This is a genomic window from Pedobacter sp. (assembly GCF_037719805.1).
Classification (GTDB): domain Bacteria; phylum Bacteroidota; class Bacteroidia; order Sphingobacteriales; family Sphingobacteriaceae; genus Pedobacter.
Window position 1 is genome coordinate 179,987 of record NZ_JBBJLZ010000001.1, and the last position, 17,002, is coordinate 196,988.

General features: G+C 40.5%; 14 protein-coding genes. 6 read left to right on the plus strand and 8 right to left on the minus strand.

The window, feature by feature from the left end; translation table 11 throughout:
• Positions 1-30: 30 nt before the first annotated feature.
• A complete protein-coding gene (locus tag WKF66_RS00875; protein ID WP_489672511.1) occupies positions 31-1,041 on the plus strand; it encodes an NAD(P)/FAD-dependent oxidoreductase in 1,011 nt (336 codons plus the stop codon).
• A gap of 2 nt (positions 1,042-1,043) precedes the next feature.
• The gene (locus tag WKF66_RS00880) at positions 1,044-1,364 is read left to right on the plus strand and encodes a 2Fe-2S iron-sulfur cluster-binding protein (RefSeq protein WP_489672512.1); all 321 of its coding nucleotides are present in this window, start codon (positions 1,044-1,046) and stop codon (positions 1,362-1,364) included.
• On the opposite strand, the gene WKF66_RS00885 is transcribed toward WKF66_RS00880, so the two are convergent.
• The 3 genes from WKF66_RS00885 to WKF66_RS00895 form a co-directional block, all read right to left on the minus strand.
• A complete protein-coding gene (locus WKF66_RS00885) occupies positions 1,361-3,052 on the minus strand; it encodes a S41 family peptidase (RefSeq protein WP_489672513.1) in 1,692 nt (563 codons plus the stop codon). The two genes, WKF66_RS00880 and WKF66_RS00885, sit on opposite strands and share 4 nt — an antisense overlap.
• A gap of 86 nt (positions 3,053-3,138) precedes the next feature.
• Positions 3,139-3,354 carry a hypothetical protein gene (locus WKF66_RS00890; protein ID WP_489672514.1) on the minus strand — a complete coding sequence of 72 codons (216 nt, stop codon included), beginning with the start codon at positions 3,352-3,354 and terminating at the stop codon, positions 3,139-3,141.
• 113 nt (positions 3,355-3,467) lie between these two features.
• Positions 3,468-4,667: an anhydro-N-acetylmuramic acid kinase gene (locus WKF66_RS00895; protein ID WP_489672515.1), complete on the minus strand. Its 1,200-nt coding sequence runs from the start codon at positions 4,665-4,667 to the stop codon at positions 3,468-3,470.
• 185 nt (positions 4,668-4,852) lie between these two features.
• Between WKF66_RS00895 and nagB the strand changes: the two genes are divergently transcribed.
• A complete protein-coding gene (gene nagB / locus WKF66_RS00900; RefSeq protein ID WP_489672516.1) occupies positions 4,853-6,772 on the plus strand; it encodes a glucosamine-6-phosphate deaminase in 1,920 nt (639 codons plus the stop codon).
• Positions 6,773-6,797: 25 nt separating this feature from the next.
• Positions 6,798-7,955 carry an acyltransferase family protein gene (locus WKF66_RS00905; RefSeq protein WP_489672517.1) on the plus strand — a complete coding sequence of 386 codons (1,158 nt, stop codon included), beginning with the start codon at positions 6,798-6,800 and terminating at the stop codon, positions 7,953-7,955.
• On the opposite strand, the gene WKF66_RS00910 is transcribed toward WKF66_RS00905, so the two are convergent.
• Entirely contained in the window at positions 7,956-9,485 is a 1,530-nt protein-coding gene (locus WKF66_RS00910; protein WP_489672518.1) for a glycoside hydrolase family 10-like protein, read from the minus strand. It abuts the gene before it with no gap.
• A gap of 183 nt (positions 9,486-9,668) precedes the next feature.
• Here WKF66_RS00910 and WKF66_RS00915 point away from each other — a divergent pair, with 183 nt between their 5' ends.
• A complete protein-coding gene (locus tag WKF66_RS00915; RefSeq protein WP_489672519.1) occupies positions 9,669-10,577 on the plus strand; it encodes a hypothetical protein in 909 nt (302 codons plus the stop codon).
• On the opposite strand, the gene WKF66_RS00920 is transcribed toward WKF66_RS00915, so the two are convergent.
• The 4 genes from WKF66_RS00920 to WKF66_RS00935 are packed head-to-tail and all read right to left on the minus strand — an operon-like array spanning position 10,569 to position 16,269.
• A complete protein-coding gene (locus WKF66_RS00920) occupies positions 10,569-14,288 on the minus strand; it encodes a sensor histidine kinase (protein WP_489672520.1) in 3,720 nt (1,239 codons plus the stop codon). The genes WKF66_RS00915 and WKF66_RS00920 overlap by 9 nt on opposite strands.
• 30 nt (positions 14,289-14,318) lie before the next feature.
• Positions 14,319-15,206 (minus strand): ACP S-malonyltransferase, encoded by an 888-nt coding sequence (gene fabD, locus WKF66_RS00925; protein WP_489672521.1) that lies wholly within the window; start codon positions 15,204-15,206, stop codon positions 14,319-14,321.
• A 12-nt stretch (positions 15,207-15,218) separates the two neighbouring features.
• A complete protein-coding gene (gene folE, locus WKF66_RS00930; RefSeq protein WP_489672522.1) occupies positions 15,219-15,848 on the minus strand; it encodes a GTP cyclohydrolase I FolE in 630 nt (209 codons plus the stop codon).
• A gap of 10 nt (positions 15,849-15,858) precedes the next feature.
• On the minus strand, positions 15,859-16,269 hold the full coding sequence (locus WKF66_RS00935; protein ID WP_489672523.1) for a 6-pyruvoyl trahydropterin synthase family protein: 411 nt from the start codon (positions 16,267-16,269) through the stop codon (positions 15,859-15,861).
• A gap of 68 nt (positions 16,270-16,337) precedes the next feature.
• On the opposite strand from WKF66_RS00935, the gene mqnB reads away from it, so the two are divergent.
• Positions 16,338-16,970 (plus strand): futalosine hydrolase, encoded by a 633-nt coding sequence (gene mqnB / locus WKF66_RS00940; protein ID WP_489672524.1) that lies wholly within the window; start codon positions 16,338-16,340, stop codon positions 16,968-16,970.
• Positions 16,971-17,002 lie beyond the last annotated feature (32 nt).

A 17,002-nucleotide genomic window follows, 5' to 3' on the forward strand; every position in this document is an offset into this window, starting at 1 on the left:
AGTTCGTAAATTCGCACAAAATTTAAATACATGATTTCTACTGATATAGCCATTATTGGCGCCGGACCCGTAGGTTTATTTGCAATATTTGAAGCTGGTTTACTAAAAATGCGCTGTCATTTAATTGATTACTTACCTCAGGTTGGCGGGCAATTGTCAGAAATCTATCCAAAAAAACCAATTTACGACATACCTGGCTACCCAACTGTTTTAGCACAGGAATTGGTTGAAAACCTAATGGAGCAGGCTAAACCTTTCCACCCTGGTTTTACATTGGGAGAACGTATAGAAGGATTGGAAAAAAGAGGTGAGGCAGATTTTGTGTTAACCACTAACATGGGAACTATCATTGAAGCTAAAGTAGTAGTGATTGCTGGAGGGCTGGGTTGTTTTGAACCCCGCAAACCTGTTGTAGCTGGCCTGGAAACTTTTGAAAATGGAAGGGGTGTCAATTATATGATCCTGGATCCTGAGAAATACCGTGACCAGAAAATGGTGGTCGCCGGTGGTGGTGATTCCGCTTTAGACTGGACGATCTTTTTAGCTGACATTGTGAGTGAACTAACACTGGTCCATCGCAGTGAAAGCTTCCGTGGCGCCCCTGATTCTGTAAACAAAGTGATGGAACTGGCCGCCAGTGGTAAAATCAACCTGATATTAAACAGTAACCTGAACTCAGTATCAGGAGAAGGAAAGCTCGAGACGGTAGAGATCGTTCATAATAAATCTTTAGAGAAAACTGTAGTTGAAGCTGACCATCTTATTCCCTTGTTTGGATTAAGTCCAAAATTAGGACCTATTGAGCAATGGAACTTGAACATTAGCAAAAGTGCTATTGAAGTAAATACAGATGATTATTCAACGAACATTCCCGGTATTTACGCGATAGGTGACATTAACACGTATACTAATAAATTGAAATTGATCCTCTGCGGTTTCCATGAGGCAGCATTAATGAGCCATAGCGCCTATCAATACATGAACCCTGGTGTTAAGTATACAATGAAATATACCACAGTTAATGGAGTTTCTCAATTCTAGTTATGGACGAAAATAATATCCTCATTCAAGTACAAAATTCTGATGGTTCACTAACCGAACTGGAAGCGCCTGTAGACATGGGCTTAAGTTTAATGGAATTTCTAAAGGCCTGTGAGTACGACATCCTTGCTACCTGTGGAGGCATGGCACTTTGTGCGACATGCTGTGTAGACGTTTTGGAAGGTGAAGAAAAGCTTAACGAAATGACAGATGATGAGTATAGTATGCTGGATACGCTGCCAGACCTCTTGCCAAATAGCAGGTTAGCTTGTCAGCTTCAATTAAACCATGCAATGAACGGCTTAGTAGTTAAGCTTCACTAATTTTTAGCGGCTATTGATTTTACAGGGCTGCCGATAGTTTTATACTCTCCGTCACCCTTTAGGATTGCGAGCATCTTTGTGGAGCTTCCAAGCACGGCTTTAGCTGCTGCAAGTTCTTTGTCGTATTGAAAGCCCTGTAAAACCTTTCCTTTTTCGTAATAATAACGGCTTACAATCTGGGTTTCCAATACACGTTTGATCTCCGATTTATAAGTTGTCAGATCTGTTTTTTTAGCTCCAAGCATCTTTTCTTTGAGATCGTCCAAATCAGCCTTAACCGCAGCAAGCTTATTCTCTTTTTCAGCTTCAGATCGTAAATCTGTTAGAAGGCGCTCGATTTGAGAAGAGTAGGAGTAATCTTTTCCTGCTAGTGAGGAAACAAACTCGGTATATTCTGCATCTGTCATCTTAAAACTAGAAGCAGGCGCAATTTCCTTATTTTTCTTTTTATATGCATTCGCAAAGTCAAAGAACAAATTCTTTGTAACGATGGAAGAAGTGATTGGGCTAGGCTTATTCGCGTTTACAAAAACATCTGGATACACTCCATTGCCATCATACACACTTCGTCCTGAACTTGTATTGAACTTACTCATTACTGAATCTGCATACTTTATAGTGTTTCCGCTTGCGTCTTTATGTGCATAATCCAGCGCCTGAATACACCTTCCCGAAGGAGTGAAATATTTCGCTACTGTTACTTTAACTAAGCTATTGTAGGGAAGATTAAACGTTTGCTGTACCAATCCTTTACCATAGCTCCGTTGTCCTACAATTATCGCCCTGTCCAGGTCCTGTAATGAGCCGGCTACTATTTCTGAAGCAGATGCAGAGGAAGCTCCCACAAGCACCACTAATGGCATTTGTGGCAATAAGGGGTCATTATAAGTTTTGTAGGTTATTGTTTTTTGCGGATTCCTCCCCTTTTGAGTAACAACCAAGACGTTTTTATTAACAAAGAGGTTAACAATCTTAACCGCTTCCTGAAGGATGCCACCACCATTGTATCGTAGATCCAGAATCATCCCTTTGGGCTGCTGTTTGCTTAGTACGCTGGCTGCGTCTTTGACTTCCTGAGCAGAATTTTCAAGAAACTTGTCTAAACGAATGTAAGCAAATTGATCTTCTGTCATTCCAGAATAGGTAACATTCGGCTGCCTGATCTCGTCTCTGATAAGCTTTTTAGTAATCACTGCGCCGTCCCTGATCACGACAAGATCTACTGTGGAGCCCTTCGGTCCACGAAGCAATTGACTTATTTGCATCCGATCTTTCCCCTTAACCTCGTTACTGTTTATTTTGACGAGTTGATCTCCTGGTTTAATCCCTTGTTTATCCGCGGGATAACCTTCACTTACCTCATTAACGAATAGCTTACCTTCGATATACAGTGTGCTGGCTCCGATGCCACCATATTGAGTGCTGACATATTTCAGCTTATAGTCCTCAACCTCGGATTCCGGTATATATTCCGTGTATGGATCCAGATTTTCTAGCATAGCATCGATACCGTTTTTCATCAACTCGGAAGGATTGGTTTCTTCGACGTAGTTGATATTGATTTCCTTATATAAAGAGGCAAAAACGTCAATGTTTTTAGATACCTGAAAGAGATCTTCTTTAAAAGACCAGGTGAGGCTTGCGAAAGCAACAAGACAAAAAGCTGAAAGTATTCTAATTTTTTTCATCGTTTAAGATCCGGGTAGAAGTAAACTTAAAAAAAAATGCGGTTAAAAGCAATCAGCTGAATAAGAAAGGGTATTTCGCTTAAATACTACAGACGGTTTCCGTCAGGGTCAGCTAAAGCTTTTTTAATCGTGAATTCTATGTATTCTCTGTCACGCTTTACCAGACCCATAAGTTGTTCTACCAAAAGATCTTCTTTCCCCGGTTCAAAAACAAGATCGACCTGTGCTAAATCCCGGTACTTTCTCAAGAACTTGATCTTAACTTTTTTCCAGGTATCGGTAGTAAGCGCAAAACTTGCCATAGTAGTTGTTTTAATGCAAAAATAGAAAAAATTGTAGGTTACACAATAAAGATCTGCCGGCAGAGACGACAGTTCAGACGGAGACAAAATTATTGAAGTGCAGATGGGCTTCATTAGAATGGCAAACAAATTTTCCCCATGGTGATCGAGGGCAAACCACTTCTGTTTGCAAAGTCGATAGCGTCTCCAACTAGAGTTTCGTTAGCAAGCAATGCGAACAATACCGCTTCTTTCGCATCCGGGATAATCCCTAATACATCAGTCGATGCAAAACTAATCTCAGGAAGATCAGATTTCAAGTGTGCTATCAGCAATTTATTATTAATACCGCCGCCACTATAATAGACGGTCACAGGCGCATCGCTTTTAATACATAGCTTGATAGAATTAGCAATCACAGCAGCAGTTAACTTGTTCAAGGTAGCAAGCACATCCTGAAAAGGGATATTTTGAGTATCCGAATTCACTTGAGCGGAAGCAAGGAAATGCAAGTTAAACAACTCGGGCCCTGTTGTCTTAGGAAATGGAAGTTTGAAGAACTCAGCTTCCAACATTCTATCCAGTAATTTAAGATTCACCTCGCCCTCAGCCGCTATTAACCCGTCTACATCATACTGCATGCCTTCAAAATTAGCTTGAACAAATTGGTCCATAATGGTATTTCCCGGACCAACGTCCGTAGAAAAAATACTTGCAGCATCTGCATCACCAGGCAAATAAGTAAGGTTGGCGATACCCCCGATATTAAGCATAATTCGAATCTCCTCAGGTTGTGAAAAATACAAGTAATCTCCGTAAACAGCTAATGGAGCCCCCTCACCGCCAGCAGCAAGATGCTTTTGCCTGAAATCTGCAATGGTGATAATGCCTGTTTTAACCGCAATATGATCTCCGTCCCCAATTTGAAGCGTTGCATTCGGATAACCGCCCATATTATGCAATGACTTAGGAGCATGGAAGATCGTCTGCCCATGACTAGCAATTAAATCCACTTCTGAAGGCTTGATGCCCCATTCCTCTAGTAAGTTTAAAATCATTTCAGCATGCAGTAGGCCTACCCTTTCGTTCATCACTGCGATCATTTGAAGGTCAACCAGGGCTTTAGAAAAGATGGCTTTGAGGTCCTTCTTGAAATCGTCGCCATAAGGAACAGTTTGGAACTTCAATATATCGAGCTCGGTATGAAGCCCCCAGCCCTTAATCTTACACAGCGCAACATCAAGGCCATCAAGTGAAGTACCTGACATCAGTCCGATAATCATCCGCTCCTCTTTTTCTAATATCTTATAAAAGTTCCTCCAGTTGTTGTTCATAATCTTTAATAATCAAAAATAGGGAATTTAGCCCACATCAAATATGATAGCTGATAAAACCCTAATAATCAACGCACAACAGACATATAATTATATTAAAAAGAAATAAATACTTTTTAAATTAGTTGGTAAAGTGAGCACAGGCGGCTATATTTACTGCTCCGTCAACCTTTAACAACATTTAAATGGCAAGATTAAATCTCCTTGAGGAAACCCGTTTTGAGAAACTCCCTGTTTCTGTCTTCGAAAATCAAACAAAGGCTTCTCTTAATGTAGCGCATCGCATTGGGAACATCATAAAGTCTAAACAGCAAAAGAATGAAATGGCTGTTTTAGGCCTGGCAACAGGTGCTACGCCAATTTCTGTTTATGCAGAACTGGTTAGGATGCATAAAGAAGAAGGACTAAGCTTTAAAAATGTGATAACATTCAATTTAGATGAATATTATCCTATGCAACCGGATGCTGCCCAGAGCTATGTATCGTTTATGAACGAAAATCTTTTTAATCATCTGGATATAGATAAAGCGAATGTAAACATCCCGGATGGAACGTTGAAATTAGAAGACATACCTGCATTTTGTTTAGCCTACGAGAAAAAGATTGGGGAATTAGGAGGCTTGGACATACAGATATTAGGTATTGGTCGTACTGGCCACATTGGCTTTAACGAGCCTGGATCCGCTCCGAACTCTGGTACCAGGTTAGTAACCCTGGACGATCTAACAAGAAGGGATGCTGCCAGAGACTTTGGTGGAAAGACTTTCGTTCCAACAAAAGCAATTACGATGGGAATAGGAACGATTTTCAAAGCGAGAGAAATCATATTGATGGCCTGGAATAGAAAGAAGGCATCCATCATCAAGAAAGCAGTGGAAGGGGAAATATCCAGTGAAGTCCCAGCCACTTACCTCCAGTTGTCTCAAAATGTTGAATTTATTTTGGATCAGGATGCAGCATCATTGCTTACCAGGTTCGACACCCCATGGCTTGTGAAAGATTGCGTTTGGGATGAAGTACTAACCAGAAAAGCTGTATTGTGGTTGGCGAACTCTTTAAGTAAGCCTGTATTGAAACTTACAGAGGACGACTATAATAACCACGGGATGGCACAACTAGCCTTGGATAATGGGCCTGTCTACAACATTAACATTCACATTTTTAACAAACTACAACATACTATTACCGGCTGGCCAGGTGGAAAGCCGGATGCGGATGACTCTCAAAGACCGGAAAGGGCCGAACCTTCCAAAAAAAGGACTTTGATTTTTTCACCACATCCAGATGATGACGTCATTTCCATGGGAGGCACTTTTATTCGTTTGGTAGATCAACAACATGACGTCCATGTTGCTTATCAAACATCGGGTAATACCGCAGTTTGGGACGATGACGCTTTGCGTTTTGTAGAATTTAGCATCGACTTCTCTGAAAAAATGGGCTTTACAAACGTGGAACTAACAACGCTTTATCAAAGTATGCGTGGTTTTATGGAACAAAAACTTCCCAACCAAATCGATACTCCGGAGATACAAACTGTTAAAGGCTTAGTAAGAAAAGGAGAAGCGATGGCCGGTGCACGTTTCTGCGGTCTTGAAGATAATCACATTCATTTTATGGCACTGCCTTTCTATGAAAGTGGTAAAAATCAGAAGAACCCCGTAACGGACCTGGATGTACAGCTTACTATGGATTTATTGCAAAAAATAAAGCCACATCAGGTATTTGCAGCCGGAGATTTTGAAGATCCACATGGAACCCACATTGTTTGTTTTAATATCGTTATCGAAGCGCTGAAAAGACTTGCGAAAACGGAAACTTGGGTTGCTGACTGTTGGGTTTGGATGTACCGTGGCGCCTGGAAAGAGTTTGAAACACACGAGATCGAAATGGCAGTTCCTTTAAGCCCGCAAGAGGTAGAAAGAAAAAAATACGCTATATTCAAGCATCAGTCGCAAAAAGACAGGGCAGTATTTCCTGGAGACGATGCCAGAGAGTTTTGGAAGAGGGCTGAGGATAGGAATAGAGAAACCGCAGAATCTTATGACAAACTTGGACTTGCAGAATATGAAGCGATGGAAGCTTTTGTTCGCTACAAGTTTTAGTACTTATCAACCAGATTAACATCACATGGCTACAAATTACCCTCAAACGGAAGCCCCTGCTCGTTTGCTTTCACTGGACTTTTTTAGAGGCGCCACTGTTGCTGCCATGATTTTAGTGAATAACCCGGGTGACTGGGGAAACATTTATTCACCATTAGAACACGCGGAGTGGAATGGCTGTACCCCAACTGATCTAATATTCCCATCCTTCTTGTTCATTGTTGGCGTATCTATCGCCTATGCTATGAGCAGTAAAAAAGCGGATCCCAACTTACACGCCTCAACCTTATGGAAAGCTTTTCGAAGAGCGTTAATTTTATTTGGATTAGGGCTCTTCTTATCACTGTTTCCCAAAATATTCACCGCTCCAATGGAGGCCTTGGAACATGTCAGAATCCCAGGCGTCTTACAACGAATAGCATTGGTTTTCTTTTTTGCCTCAGTAATATTTTTGAAAACCTCCGAAAAGAATATATTTAGATTGATCATCGTCCTCTTGGGGTTCTATTGGGCACTGATGACGTTTGTACCAGTTCCCGGTGTCGGCGCCGCCAATTTAGAGAAAGAAACAAACCTTGGTGCCTGGATTGATAGATTAGTCTTAAGTGAAGCCCATCTTTGGAAATCTTCAAAGACTTGGGATCCGGAAGGCATTCTCGGAACAATTCCAGCAATCGCTACTGGACTGGTTGGCGTTTTAGCAGGCGCCTATTTAAAACGAAAGGACCGTGATCCGGCAGCAAAGGTCAGCTGGCTTTTTTGCACAGGGCTTGTTGCCACCGGGCTGGGTTTATTATGGGGACTACAGTTCCCAATTAACAAGGCATTATGGACCAGTTCTTTCGTGCTGTATGCAGGCGGCATTGCAACAATGATCTTGGCATGTTGTTATTGGGTCATCGATGTGCAGCAGTATACCAGGTTCACCAAGCCCTTTGTTGTATATGGCGTCAATGCCATCACCGTGTTCTTTGTCTCAGGGTTGCTGCCAAGAATCATGAACATGCTCTCCTGGGAGGCAGCCGATGGATCTGCATGGAACTTAAATACCTATTTATTTTCAGGATTTCAGAGCAACCTGTCGCCACTTAATGCTTCACTTGCCTGGGCAGTATCATTCGTCCTTTTCTGGCTTCTGATTCTCTGGGTGATGTACAATAAAAGAATCATTATAAAGGTTTAGCTAACGCTGAATACCCACTGGACCACTGGGGTCGCTTTCATTTTTAAGACGGTCTAACGCAGTAATAAGATAGTTATAGCGCTTCCCTTTCTCTGCATTTGTGTCTATAAATGAGGTAAAGTCTTCGAAGCTGATTTTTAAGATGTTTTTAGGGTTCAGGATTTGTATTTCCTCACCCTCGTCAAAACGGTAGATTACATAACCCGATGCAGTCTCCCCATCCTGCGCTTTAAGAGGCTTGATCCATTTCAAATGAACACCGTCAGCCATCGCCTCTGCAGAAAACTGTTGGGGCGCATTAGGCATTACACCATCCAGCCAGGGCATTTGCGGGGGCAAAGCAGGGTATTTGTACAAATCGTTTTTTAACGAGTCGCCAACGGCTCGTGCTACAGTCGAAAATGACTTAGAACTAAAGTATACACTTCCCTGAACTCGTGAATTTTGTCGAATATATCGCACTTGATCCGGTATTTGACCAGGAATGCTCCAGGCGGCCTCAGATCGTTGATTTACCAAATAGGCTGCCTGACCAATGTAAAGGTGCCTTCCAAACGTATTGTTGCTCCACCAATCTACGAGCGTTCCAAAAGGGGCAACGCGGCGGGAAAAACTAAAATAGATTTGTGGATTAATGTAATCTACCCAACCTTCTTGTACCCATTTCCTCGAGTCTGCAAATAGCTCCGCATAGTTTGATAAACCGCTGGTAGCTGATCCAAGGGTATCTTCAGACTTATTTCTCCATATCCCGAACGGACTTACCCCAAACTTTACGTAGTTTTTGTAAAAATGAACGCTGTCATTTAATTTCTTAATAAGCAGGTTTACATTGTTCCTTCTCCAGTCGTTGATATTTGTAAAACCATCCGAATACTTACTAAAAGTTGTGGCATCATTTATCCGCTGACCTTCCACTTTATAGGGATAAAAATAATCGTCAAAATGAATACCGTCAACGTCATAACCTTTGACGACGTCAAGAATCACCTGAACAATATATTCCCTCACTTCTGGTATGCCTGGATCGAATTGCTTCTTACCTGCATAACTAAAAAACCATTCCGGGCGCTGTTTGGTCATATGGCTTGGATGAGTAATGGCACCAGCGCTGGTGGTAGCTCTATATGGGTTAAACCAGGCATGAAGCTCCATGCCTCTAAAGTGAGCTTCCTTTATCGCAAATTCTAAAGGATCATATCCGGGAGCAGGACTAAGCCCTTGTCTACCCATTAACCATTGGCTCCAGGGCTCTCGTGATTTGGCATAAAAAGAATCGGCAGATGGGCGGACTTGTAGCATTATCGCATTCATACCTTGCGCTTTATGCCTTTCAAGCAATCCAATTAACTCTTGCTGCTGTTGGTCCGCACTAAGCCCAGGTTTAGATGGCCAGTCAATATTAGATACTGTAGCAACCCAAACCCCTCTAAACTCTCTTTTTGGAGCAATTTTTGAGGTATTCTGCGCAAGAATCGGTAACGGTATAATTAGACATAATAAAAGCCAATAGATGCTGGTTTTAAGCATTTTTAATTACTGTATTTAATATAAAAATTGGTTTCAGTTGTGTGGTCATGTATACATTTTAGTTACAGACTTCAGCAAGTAAACGATTTTTTTCAAAGTCTCATATAAAAACTGTGTTTTTTTTACCTTTTAAACATATTTTATCTATGTTCGCGCTTTACTTAAAACGAAAAGATTTTAATAATGAATGACAAGGCTGAGTTAGTAAATAAGGGTGACCGCAATAAGATCTATTTTCTTATTGTAGTTATTGCTGCATTACTAGGCACTAATGCTTACCTTTTTTTAAAAGACAAACATGAAAGCCAGCGTTTTGTCAACGTGAACACCGAAAAAGACCGTTTGGAGCTTGAGGTAGAAAAGATCGAGGTGGAACTGGATAAAGTAAATTCATTAAATGTATCTCTAAATAATAAACTTATATCCGAGCAAAAGCTAGCTCGGGAAAAGATAGCTCAACTTAAGCAAGCACTTCAAAAGGGCACATTAACTCAGGAAGAACTCACTAACGCACAAAACCAGGTAAGAGAACTTAGAGAGTTCCTTCAAACTTATAATGAAGACATCTTGAAACTTAAGAGAGAAAACTATGATCTTAAGTCGGAGATGGATAGCATGGAGTCATCCGCTGTTAAAGCGAATCAGGAGGCGGAAGCACTTACAAAGCAAAATGAAGAACTTAACGCCAGAATAAAAACAAGCGCTGCATTAAAGGCATCAACAGTAAGTATAACCGCCTTTAAAGTCAAAAGCAATGGCAAAAGCATCAAAGTAACAAAAGCGAATACTGCTAAAAAGCTTACCGTTACCTTCGAGATCATACCTAACCAACTCGCGGATAAAGACTATCATAAAATATATCTAAGAATATTTAACCCCTCCGGTAATCTCCTCGCAGACGAATCAAATATGTTCGAAGCAGATGGTCAGGAAATGCAATTTACAAGCTCAACGTCCATTTCTTTCAATGATGATAACACAGCTTATAAAATGGATTGGATAAACCCCGCAACGTTTGTTAAAGGTGTATATTCTGTTATATTATATGCCGACGGACATACAATGGGCCGCGCTTCAATCGATTTAAGATAGAGGAAAGGTCAAGTAAAATGTGGTGCCTACATTGAGGAAAGATTTAAATGAAATGGACCCACCCGCATTTTCTACTGCCTGCTTCACAAATGCCAATCCAAGGCCGGTTCCAGATGACTTTGTAGTAAAATTAGGTACGAAGATCTTAGTCCGAAGCTGTTCATCTATTCCCTTTCCATTGTCCTCCACTTCTATATAAACTTGCTTTCTGTCATTAACTATTGTAATCTTAATTAAAGACTTTTGATTGTCTTTTGATGCTTCAATGGAATTTTTCAAAAGGTTATTAAATACACGAAGCAGCTGGTCTTTATCCCCCTGAATGCTAAGCTCCCCCCTGGCGTGGTTCAAAATATAAATCTCGACCTGCTCAAAGCTAGTGAACACATTCCCCGCCTGATTTATAATTGGAAGCAGGGAAAGCTTTTCTAATTTTGTATCAGGCATCTTTGCGAAGTTTGAAAATTCTGAAGCGATAGTTGATAAGCTATCAATTTGTTCAATGAAAGACTTATTAAAGCGCTCAAACTTTGACTCGAAATTGGGATCCTTTTCTTTCCAAGACTTTTCTAATAGCTGGACACCCAGCTTAAGAGGTGTTAAAGGGTTCTTTATTTCGTGTGCAACTTGTTTCGCCATCTCCCGCCATGCACTCTCGCGCTCAGATCTCGCTAACTTACTCGCACTTTCTTCTAATGCTGCTATCATTTTATTATACTCACGAATCAATGAGCCAATTTCATCATGTCTCGACCACTGAATCGGCTGGTTCTTTTGCCCTAGTTTCGTTTTACGGATGCTTTCCTGGATGAACGTAAGCGGACTGGTAATCTGATTTGCAAGAAAAACAGCAAGAATACCAATCCCTACAAACACTAAAGCGTAAATGTTAATTAGGGTATTAATGAAAATTCCAATCTTACTCTGATAATCAGCTTCATTTGCATAGTATGGAACTGCTATGTAACCTACAGTCTGGTTTTGCGCATCTCGAATAGGCGCATATGCTGCAGAGTATGTAAAAGAGCCGATCTTCTCACCAGCATTGACATATTCTGATTTCTGAAGCTTACTAAGATTAATAAAAGCCAGGGCTCCCATTCTTTTGCTAATTATACCGAGATCAAACATTTTAGGCAAGGAAGTATAGATAAGCATCCCATTCGTATCAAATAGATTGAGATAAGCGGCATTAATGTCTGCAAATTGGTTGAAGTCATTAATTGAGTTATCTGAAACACGTGGAATGCCACTAACTGCAATCTGCTTTTCGTAAGACTGTTGAACCTTTCTTATTTTGTCCTTAATAAAATCGTCCTGCTGTATCCGATACTCTTTGCTTATATAAAAGTAAGTTGCCCATCCTACAATCAATAATGTCGCTACCACAGACAGAACAATGGACAACTGAATCCTCGTTTTATAAAGTATCTTGTTGGCATTTATCATAAGAGATCTGTTGATATTAAACCAACCGCCCCAACTCTCATCGATATTTTTTAAAAGCCAGATCATAGTGTACAATATGACAGAGAATATAATAAATACTAAAAAGAAAAATGACAAGGTTGCCAAAAGCATGATACTGGAAACGTTTTCCTTGCTAATCACAACTAGTTTCGACTTTACCGGAGAATAGACAAGGTGCGAATAGTAAGAGGTATCACTATAAAAGAATGATTTTGCCTGCTTCAGGCTATATTCAGCGCTCGATATCTTGTAGGTATATTTCCCAGACTGACTTTCCAACTTTCCGTCTTTATAAAAAGCAATTGAGTAGTTGTTATAGTCATTGTCATTCTTAATTAACTGATCCACAAGTATCCCGGGAAGCTGACCTTTATAGTTATAAGATTGCGATTTAAGTTCTATAACTAATGTCCCTAGATTTCTCCCAGCCTCATAAATCGGAATAATTCCGAAATAATTTTGAAAGCCGAAAGTATCATTGAGACGATAAAAGAAGTTTGATTCCGAAATCTTAATCGAGCCAGCCTGTACAAGCTTTTTAAAGTAAGAAAGTGGTAGCGTCTTCTGTACAGCTGTCGACGAATCAAGGCTGTTATAAACAAAAATATTGTATTCAAAGCGGGGTAAAAAATCATCAAGATACTGCTTCTCAATGTTTTTTGTAAGCCCAAAAACGCTATTTAGCGCAGGCTGCTTGTAATAGTTGATTACAAAGTTATTAGACAATATGCCATTCTCTAAATTCTCAATAGTACTGATCACAGAGATGTCATCGGGTTCAATGAGTTTTTGACCAATTGCAATCCTGTTTGTTCTTTCTTTGTCGTCAATAAATTGCTGATACTTAAGAGAGGATATAGTCGCGAGACAAAAAAACAATGCGGCAAATACACTTATTGAGAACTTGTTTTCTCTGATATAAAAGTTCCATCCAATGATAAATACGAACAAGGCGTATAGAACAAAGTAACTTGTAAATCCGGCTTGAAGTCTAAACAGAAAATAAGCCAGAAAAACTGAAAAGAATAACAATAGGCGCTCTCTGTTCGTTACATTAAGCTGCAAAGAAACCTGCATAAAAACACTTGCAATGATATAGATATTGAACCATACAAGACACAGGATAATTATACTAATCCAGCTGATCCAACCCAGGTTAATAACATCAGTAATGTCAAAATCAATCTTTGAATTCTCGATAAGCCCTAAAAATATCTGGTCAAACAGAAAAGCCAGGAGACCAAAAATAATTAGCAGTATAAATTGAAAGATCAATCCTCCAATTTTAGTTCGCGACAGCCAGTCAGGAATGGTATACTTACTAGCATAAGTAAATATAAAAAGCACTACCCAGGATATTGCAATCACGTTAAGTAACAGATCCCCCAATGATGGCAGGAAGAAACTTTCCGCATACACACTGGGATCAAATATCGCTAGTTCGAACTGCTGATTAAACCAACCATATTCAAGATCAGTTATTCTGATCGTCAAAAAGAACAAAGCAATCAGTGCGGTTGCCGGAAGCAGGTTTCCACGCTTGGCAAGCCAGGAACAAAATGAATTAAAAAACAAGCAGAAACTGAAAAGGCCGATTACCCACAGCCAAATCTCGACGCTGGCATAAATACTCTTCGAGTATCCTTGTTTAAGTTTTACTTCAAAAAGAACTTTGCCATTTAAGTTGACAATAGGATGAACCTCATAGTCAGAAAAAGTAGCCCTTGTAAGCGAATTGTTGTTGAGGAGATACTTAGAAATACCATTTTCCAGGTATTGGTTTTGTATGGCATACTTGGTTTCAACCTGAATCAAAAACAAGATAGTCTCGTCCTCAATCGTCTTCTTGATCACCTCATACCAGCCGTTACTAAACTGTAAAAACGATGAACCTTCCCTAATTAGGTCTGGATTTGATGGAATGGCCCTAATTGAGCTCCAGTACACCAGCTCACTACCCTTATAAGTAAGAAGATTTACACCCTGGTCGCGATACCTTGCAACGAACGCAAGCCCTAGTTCTTCATTTTCATGAAAAAGTCTTGCATTTTTTAGCTCCTCTTTATTAGAAAGAAACTCGTAAACCTTCCGTTCTTTTTGAGCCAGGCTGGATTGAAGACTTGCGGCTTCATGCCGGAGGAGCTCCTTTTTAGTAATGGAGTGCCTTAATGAAACAGCTGTAACAATGCAGCAGGCGCCCAATATCAATAAAAGAAATCTTATTTTGCTCCCTATACTCACGCCGCTATGTTTAAACTGCCGCTAACTTTATTAAACTGCAGCTGTAGTCGCTGACCTTGTAGGCATTGTTCTGTTAAGTTTCTTCACGAGACCTTGTAAGACGTTCCCTGGCCCCACTTCAACAAACTCAGAAGCGCCATCTGCAATCATCTGCTCTATCGCTTGTGTCCACCTTACTGCGCCAGTGAGTTGTGTAATCAGGTTTTCTTTGATCTTTTTAGGGTCAGTGTTTGCTTGCGGAAACACATTCTGATAAATTGGACAGATCGGTGGCAAAACCGAAACTTCTTCAATCGCTTTTTGAAGCTCAACCCTTGCCGGCTCCATCAACGGCGAATGGAATGCACCACCTACGTTTAGCTTTAGTGCTCTCTTTGCACCAGCAGCGGTCAGTTGCTCACAAGCAATGTCTACACCAGCGATGCTTCCAGAGATCACAATCTGACCTGGACAATTGTAGTTGGCAGCAACTACAACCTCTTCAATTCCGGCGCAGATATCTTCAACGATATTATCTGAAAGCCCAAGGATGGCAGCCATAGTTGATGGCTGTATTTCACATGCTTTTTGCATGGCATTAGCACGCGCAATCACTAGCCTTAAACCGTCTTCGAATGACAGTGCCGAAGCCGCTACCAAGGCAGAAAACTCCCCTAGAGAATGGCCAGCCACCATGTCGGGTTTAAAATCGTCTCCAAGTGTCTTAGCTAAGATCACTGAATGCAAAAATATAGCTGGTTGCGTTACTTTGGTCTCTTTAAGTTCTTCCTCGGTTCCAGAGAACATAATGTCGCTGATCCTAAAACCAATGATTTCATTGGCCTGCTCAAAAAGCTCTTTAGCAATTGGGTTCTCATACAACTCTTTTCCCATCCCTGAGAACTGAGCGCCTTGTCCTGGAAATATATACGCTGTCATAATTTCTTATTGTTAATGTAGGTTGGCTGTAATCAGTCTCAAGAATTCAGCCCTCGTTTTATCCTTCGCAAACTCACCGGTGAAAGCAGAAGTTGTAGTTACTGAATTTTGCTTCTGTATGCCTCGCATCGCCATGCAAAGATGTTTACACTCGATCACAACAGCCACACCAGCAGGCTGCAATGTATCCTGAATGCAATCCCTGATCTCATTAGTGAGACGTTCCTGTACTTGTAAGCGTCTGGAAAAAGCATCTACCACCCGTGGAATTTTACTTAAACCCACTATATGACCGTTTGGAATGTAAGCAATGTGTGCCTTTCCAAAAAACGGAAGCATATGGTGTTCACACATAGAATAAACTTCTATATCTTTAACAACCACCATTTGACTATAGTCTTCCTTAAACATCGCACTACGAAGAATTTCAGCAGGGTTTAGGTCATAACCGTGCGTTAGATACTGCAATGCCTTTGCTACACGTTCTGGTGTCTTCAAAAGGCCTTCTCTTTCGGGATCTTCTCCAAGTTGACCTAAAATATCTTTATAGTGATGAGCTATGGATTCCGTTTTGGTTTCGTTAAAACGGTCTATCTTAATATAGCCGTTTTCCTCATCGTCTAAATGTTCTATTGAATTCATATACGCTTAGTTAACCGAAGTACTCTACAAAATTATTCTCAGTCTCATAAATTTTGATAGAGTGCAGTTGCGCACCTGACTCTGCAATCAAAGGGTTTAATTCGTTCCAAACTGCAATAGCAAGATTCTCTGTAGAAGCAAGTTTACCACTCATAAAATCAACGTCAAGATTTAGATTTTTGTGGTCAATTTTGTCTACAACAGCAGTGTTCATAATGTCTTTAAGCCATTTTAGATCGACTAAGAATCCAGTTTCCGGATTAATCTCCCCTTTAACGGTTACATAAAGCTGGTAGTTGTGCCCATGCCAATTGGGATTCGCACACTTGCCAAATACTGCTGTGTTTTCTTCCTCTGTCCAATCTGGTCGTGACAACTTATGGGCGGCATTGAAGGATGCCTTTCTTGTTATATATATCATGGCAGGTTATATTATGGACAAACTTAGATAAAAGTTTGTTAAATTCATGCCCTTAAGGTATTCCATCGATGAAAATCCTCCTTGTTGCCGCAACCCGCGCAGAAATAACAACGCTTACAGAAAAGTTTAATCTACCCGACGAAAACTTTGTTGCTTCTGATGACTTTGATGTACTGATTACAGGCGTGGGGATGGTAGCAACAGCTTTTGCGCTCGGACAGAGACTTTCCAATGCTTACAATCTTGTTTTGAATCTTGGTATTGCAGGCAGCTTTGATCCTACAGTTCCCCTTGGAACAGTGCTTAATATATATTCTGATGAATTTGCAGAGCTCGGTGCAGAAAACAACGATCAGTTTTTGACGATTGAAGAGCTCGGATTTGGAAAAGGAAACTTCAATGCATCCAATAATTTGCTAAATGATCACCTTAAAAGTTTAAAGAAAGTGAAGGGAATCACTGTGAACAAAGTTCATGGTAATGCTACTAGTATTAAGGAAATTGTTAATCGCCTAAATCCAACCACAGAGAGTATGGAGGGTGCCGCTGTTCTCTATTGCTGTGAGCAGCTTGCAATTCCTTGCCTTCAGATAAGAAGCATTTCCAATTATGTCGAACCACGAAATAAAGAGAAATGGCAAATAGCACTTGCCATATCAAACTTGAACAAATGGGCAATTGACTTTTTGACAAATACGTAACTAAGCAGTTTTCCTTTTGTAACTACCTTTAG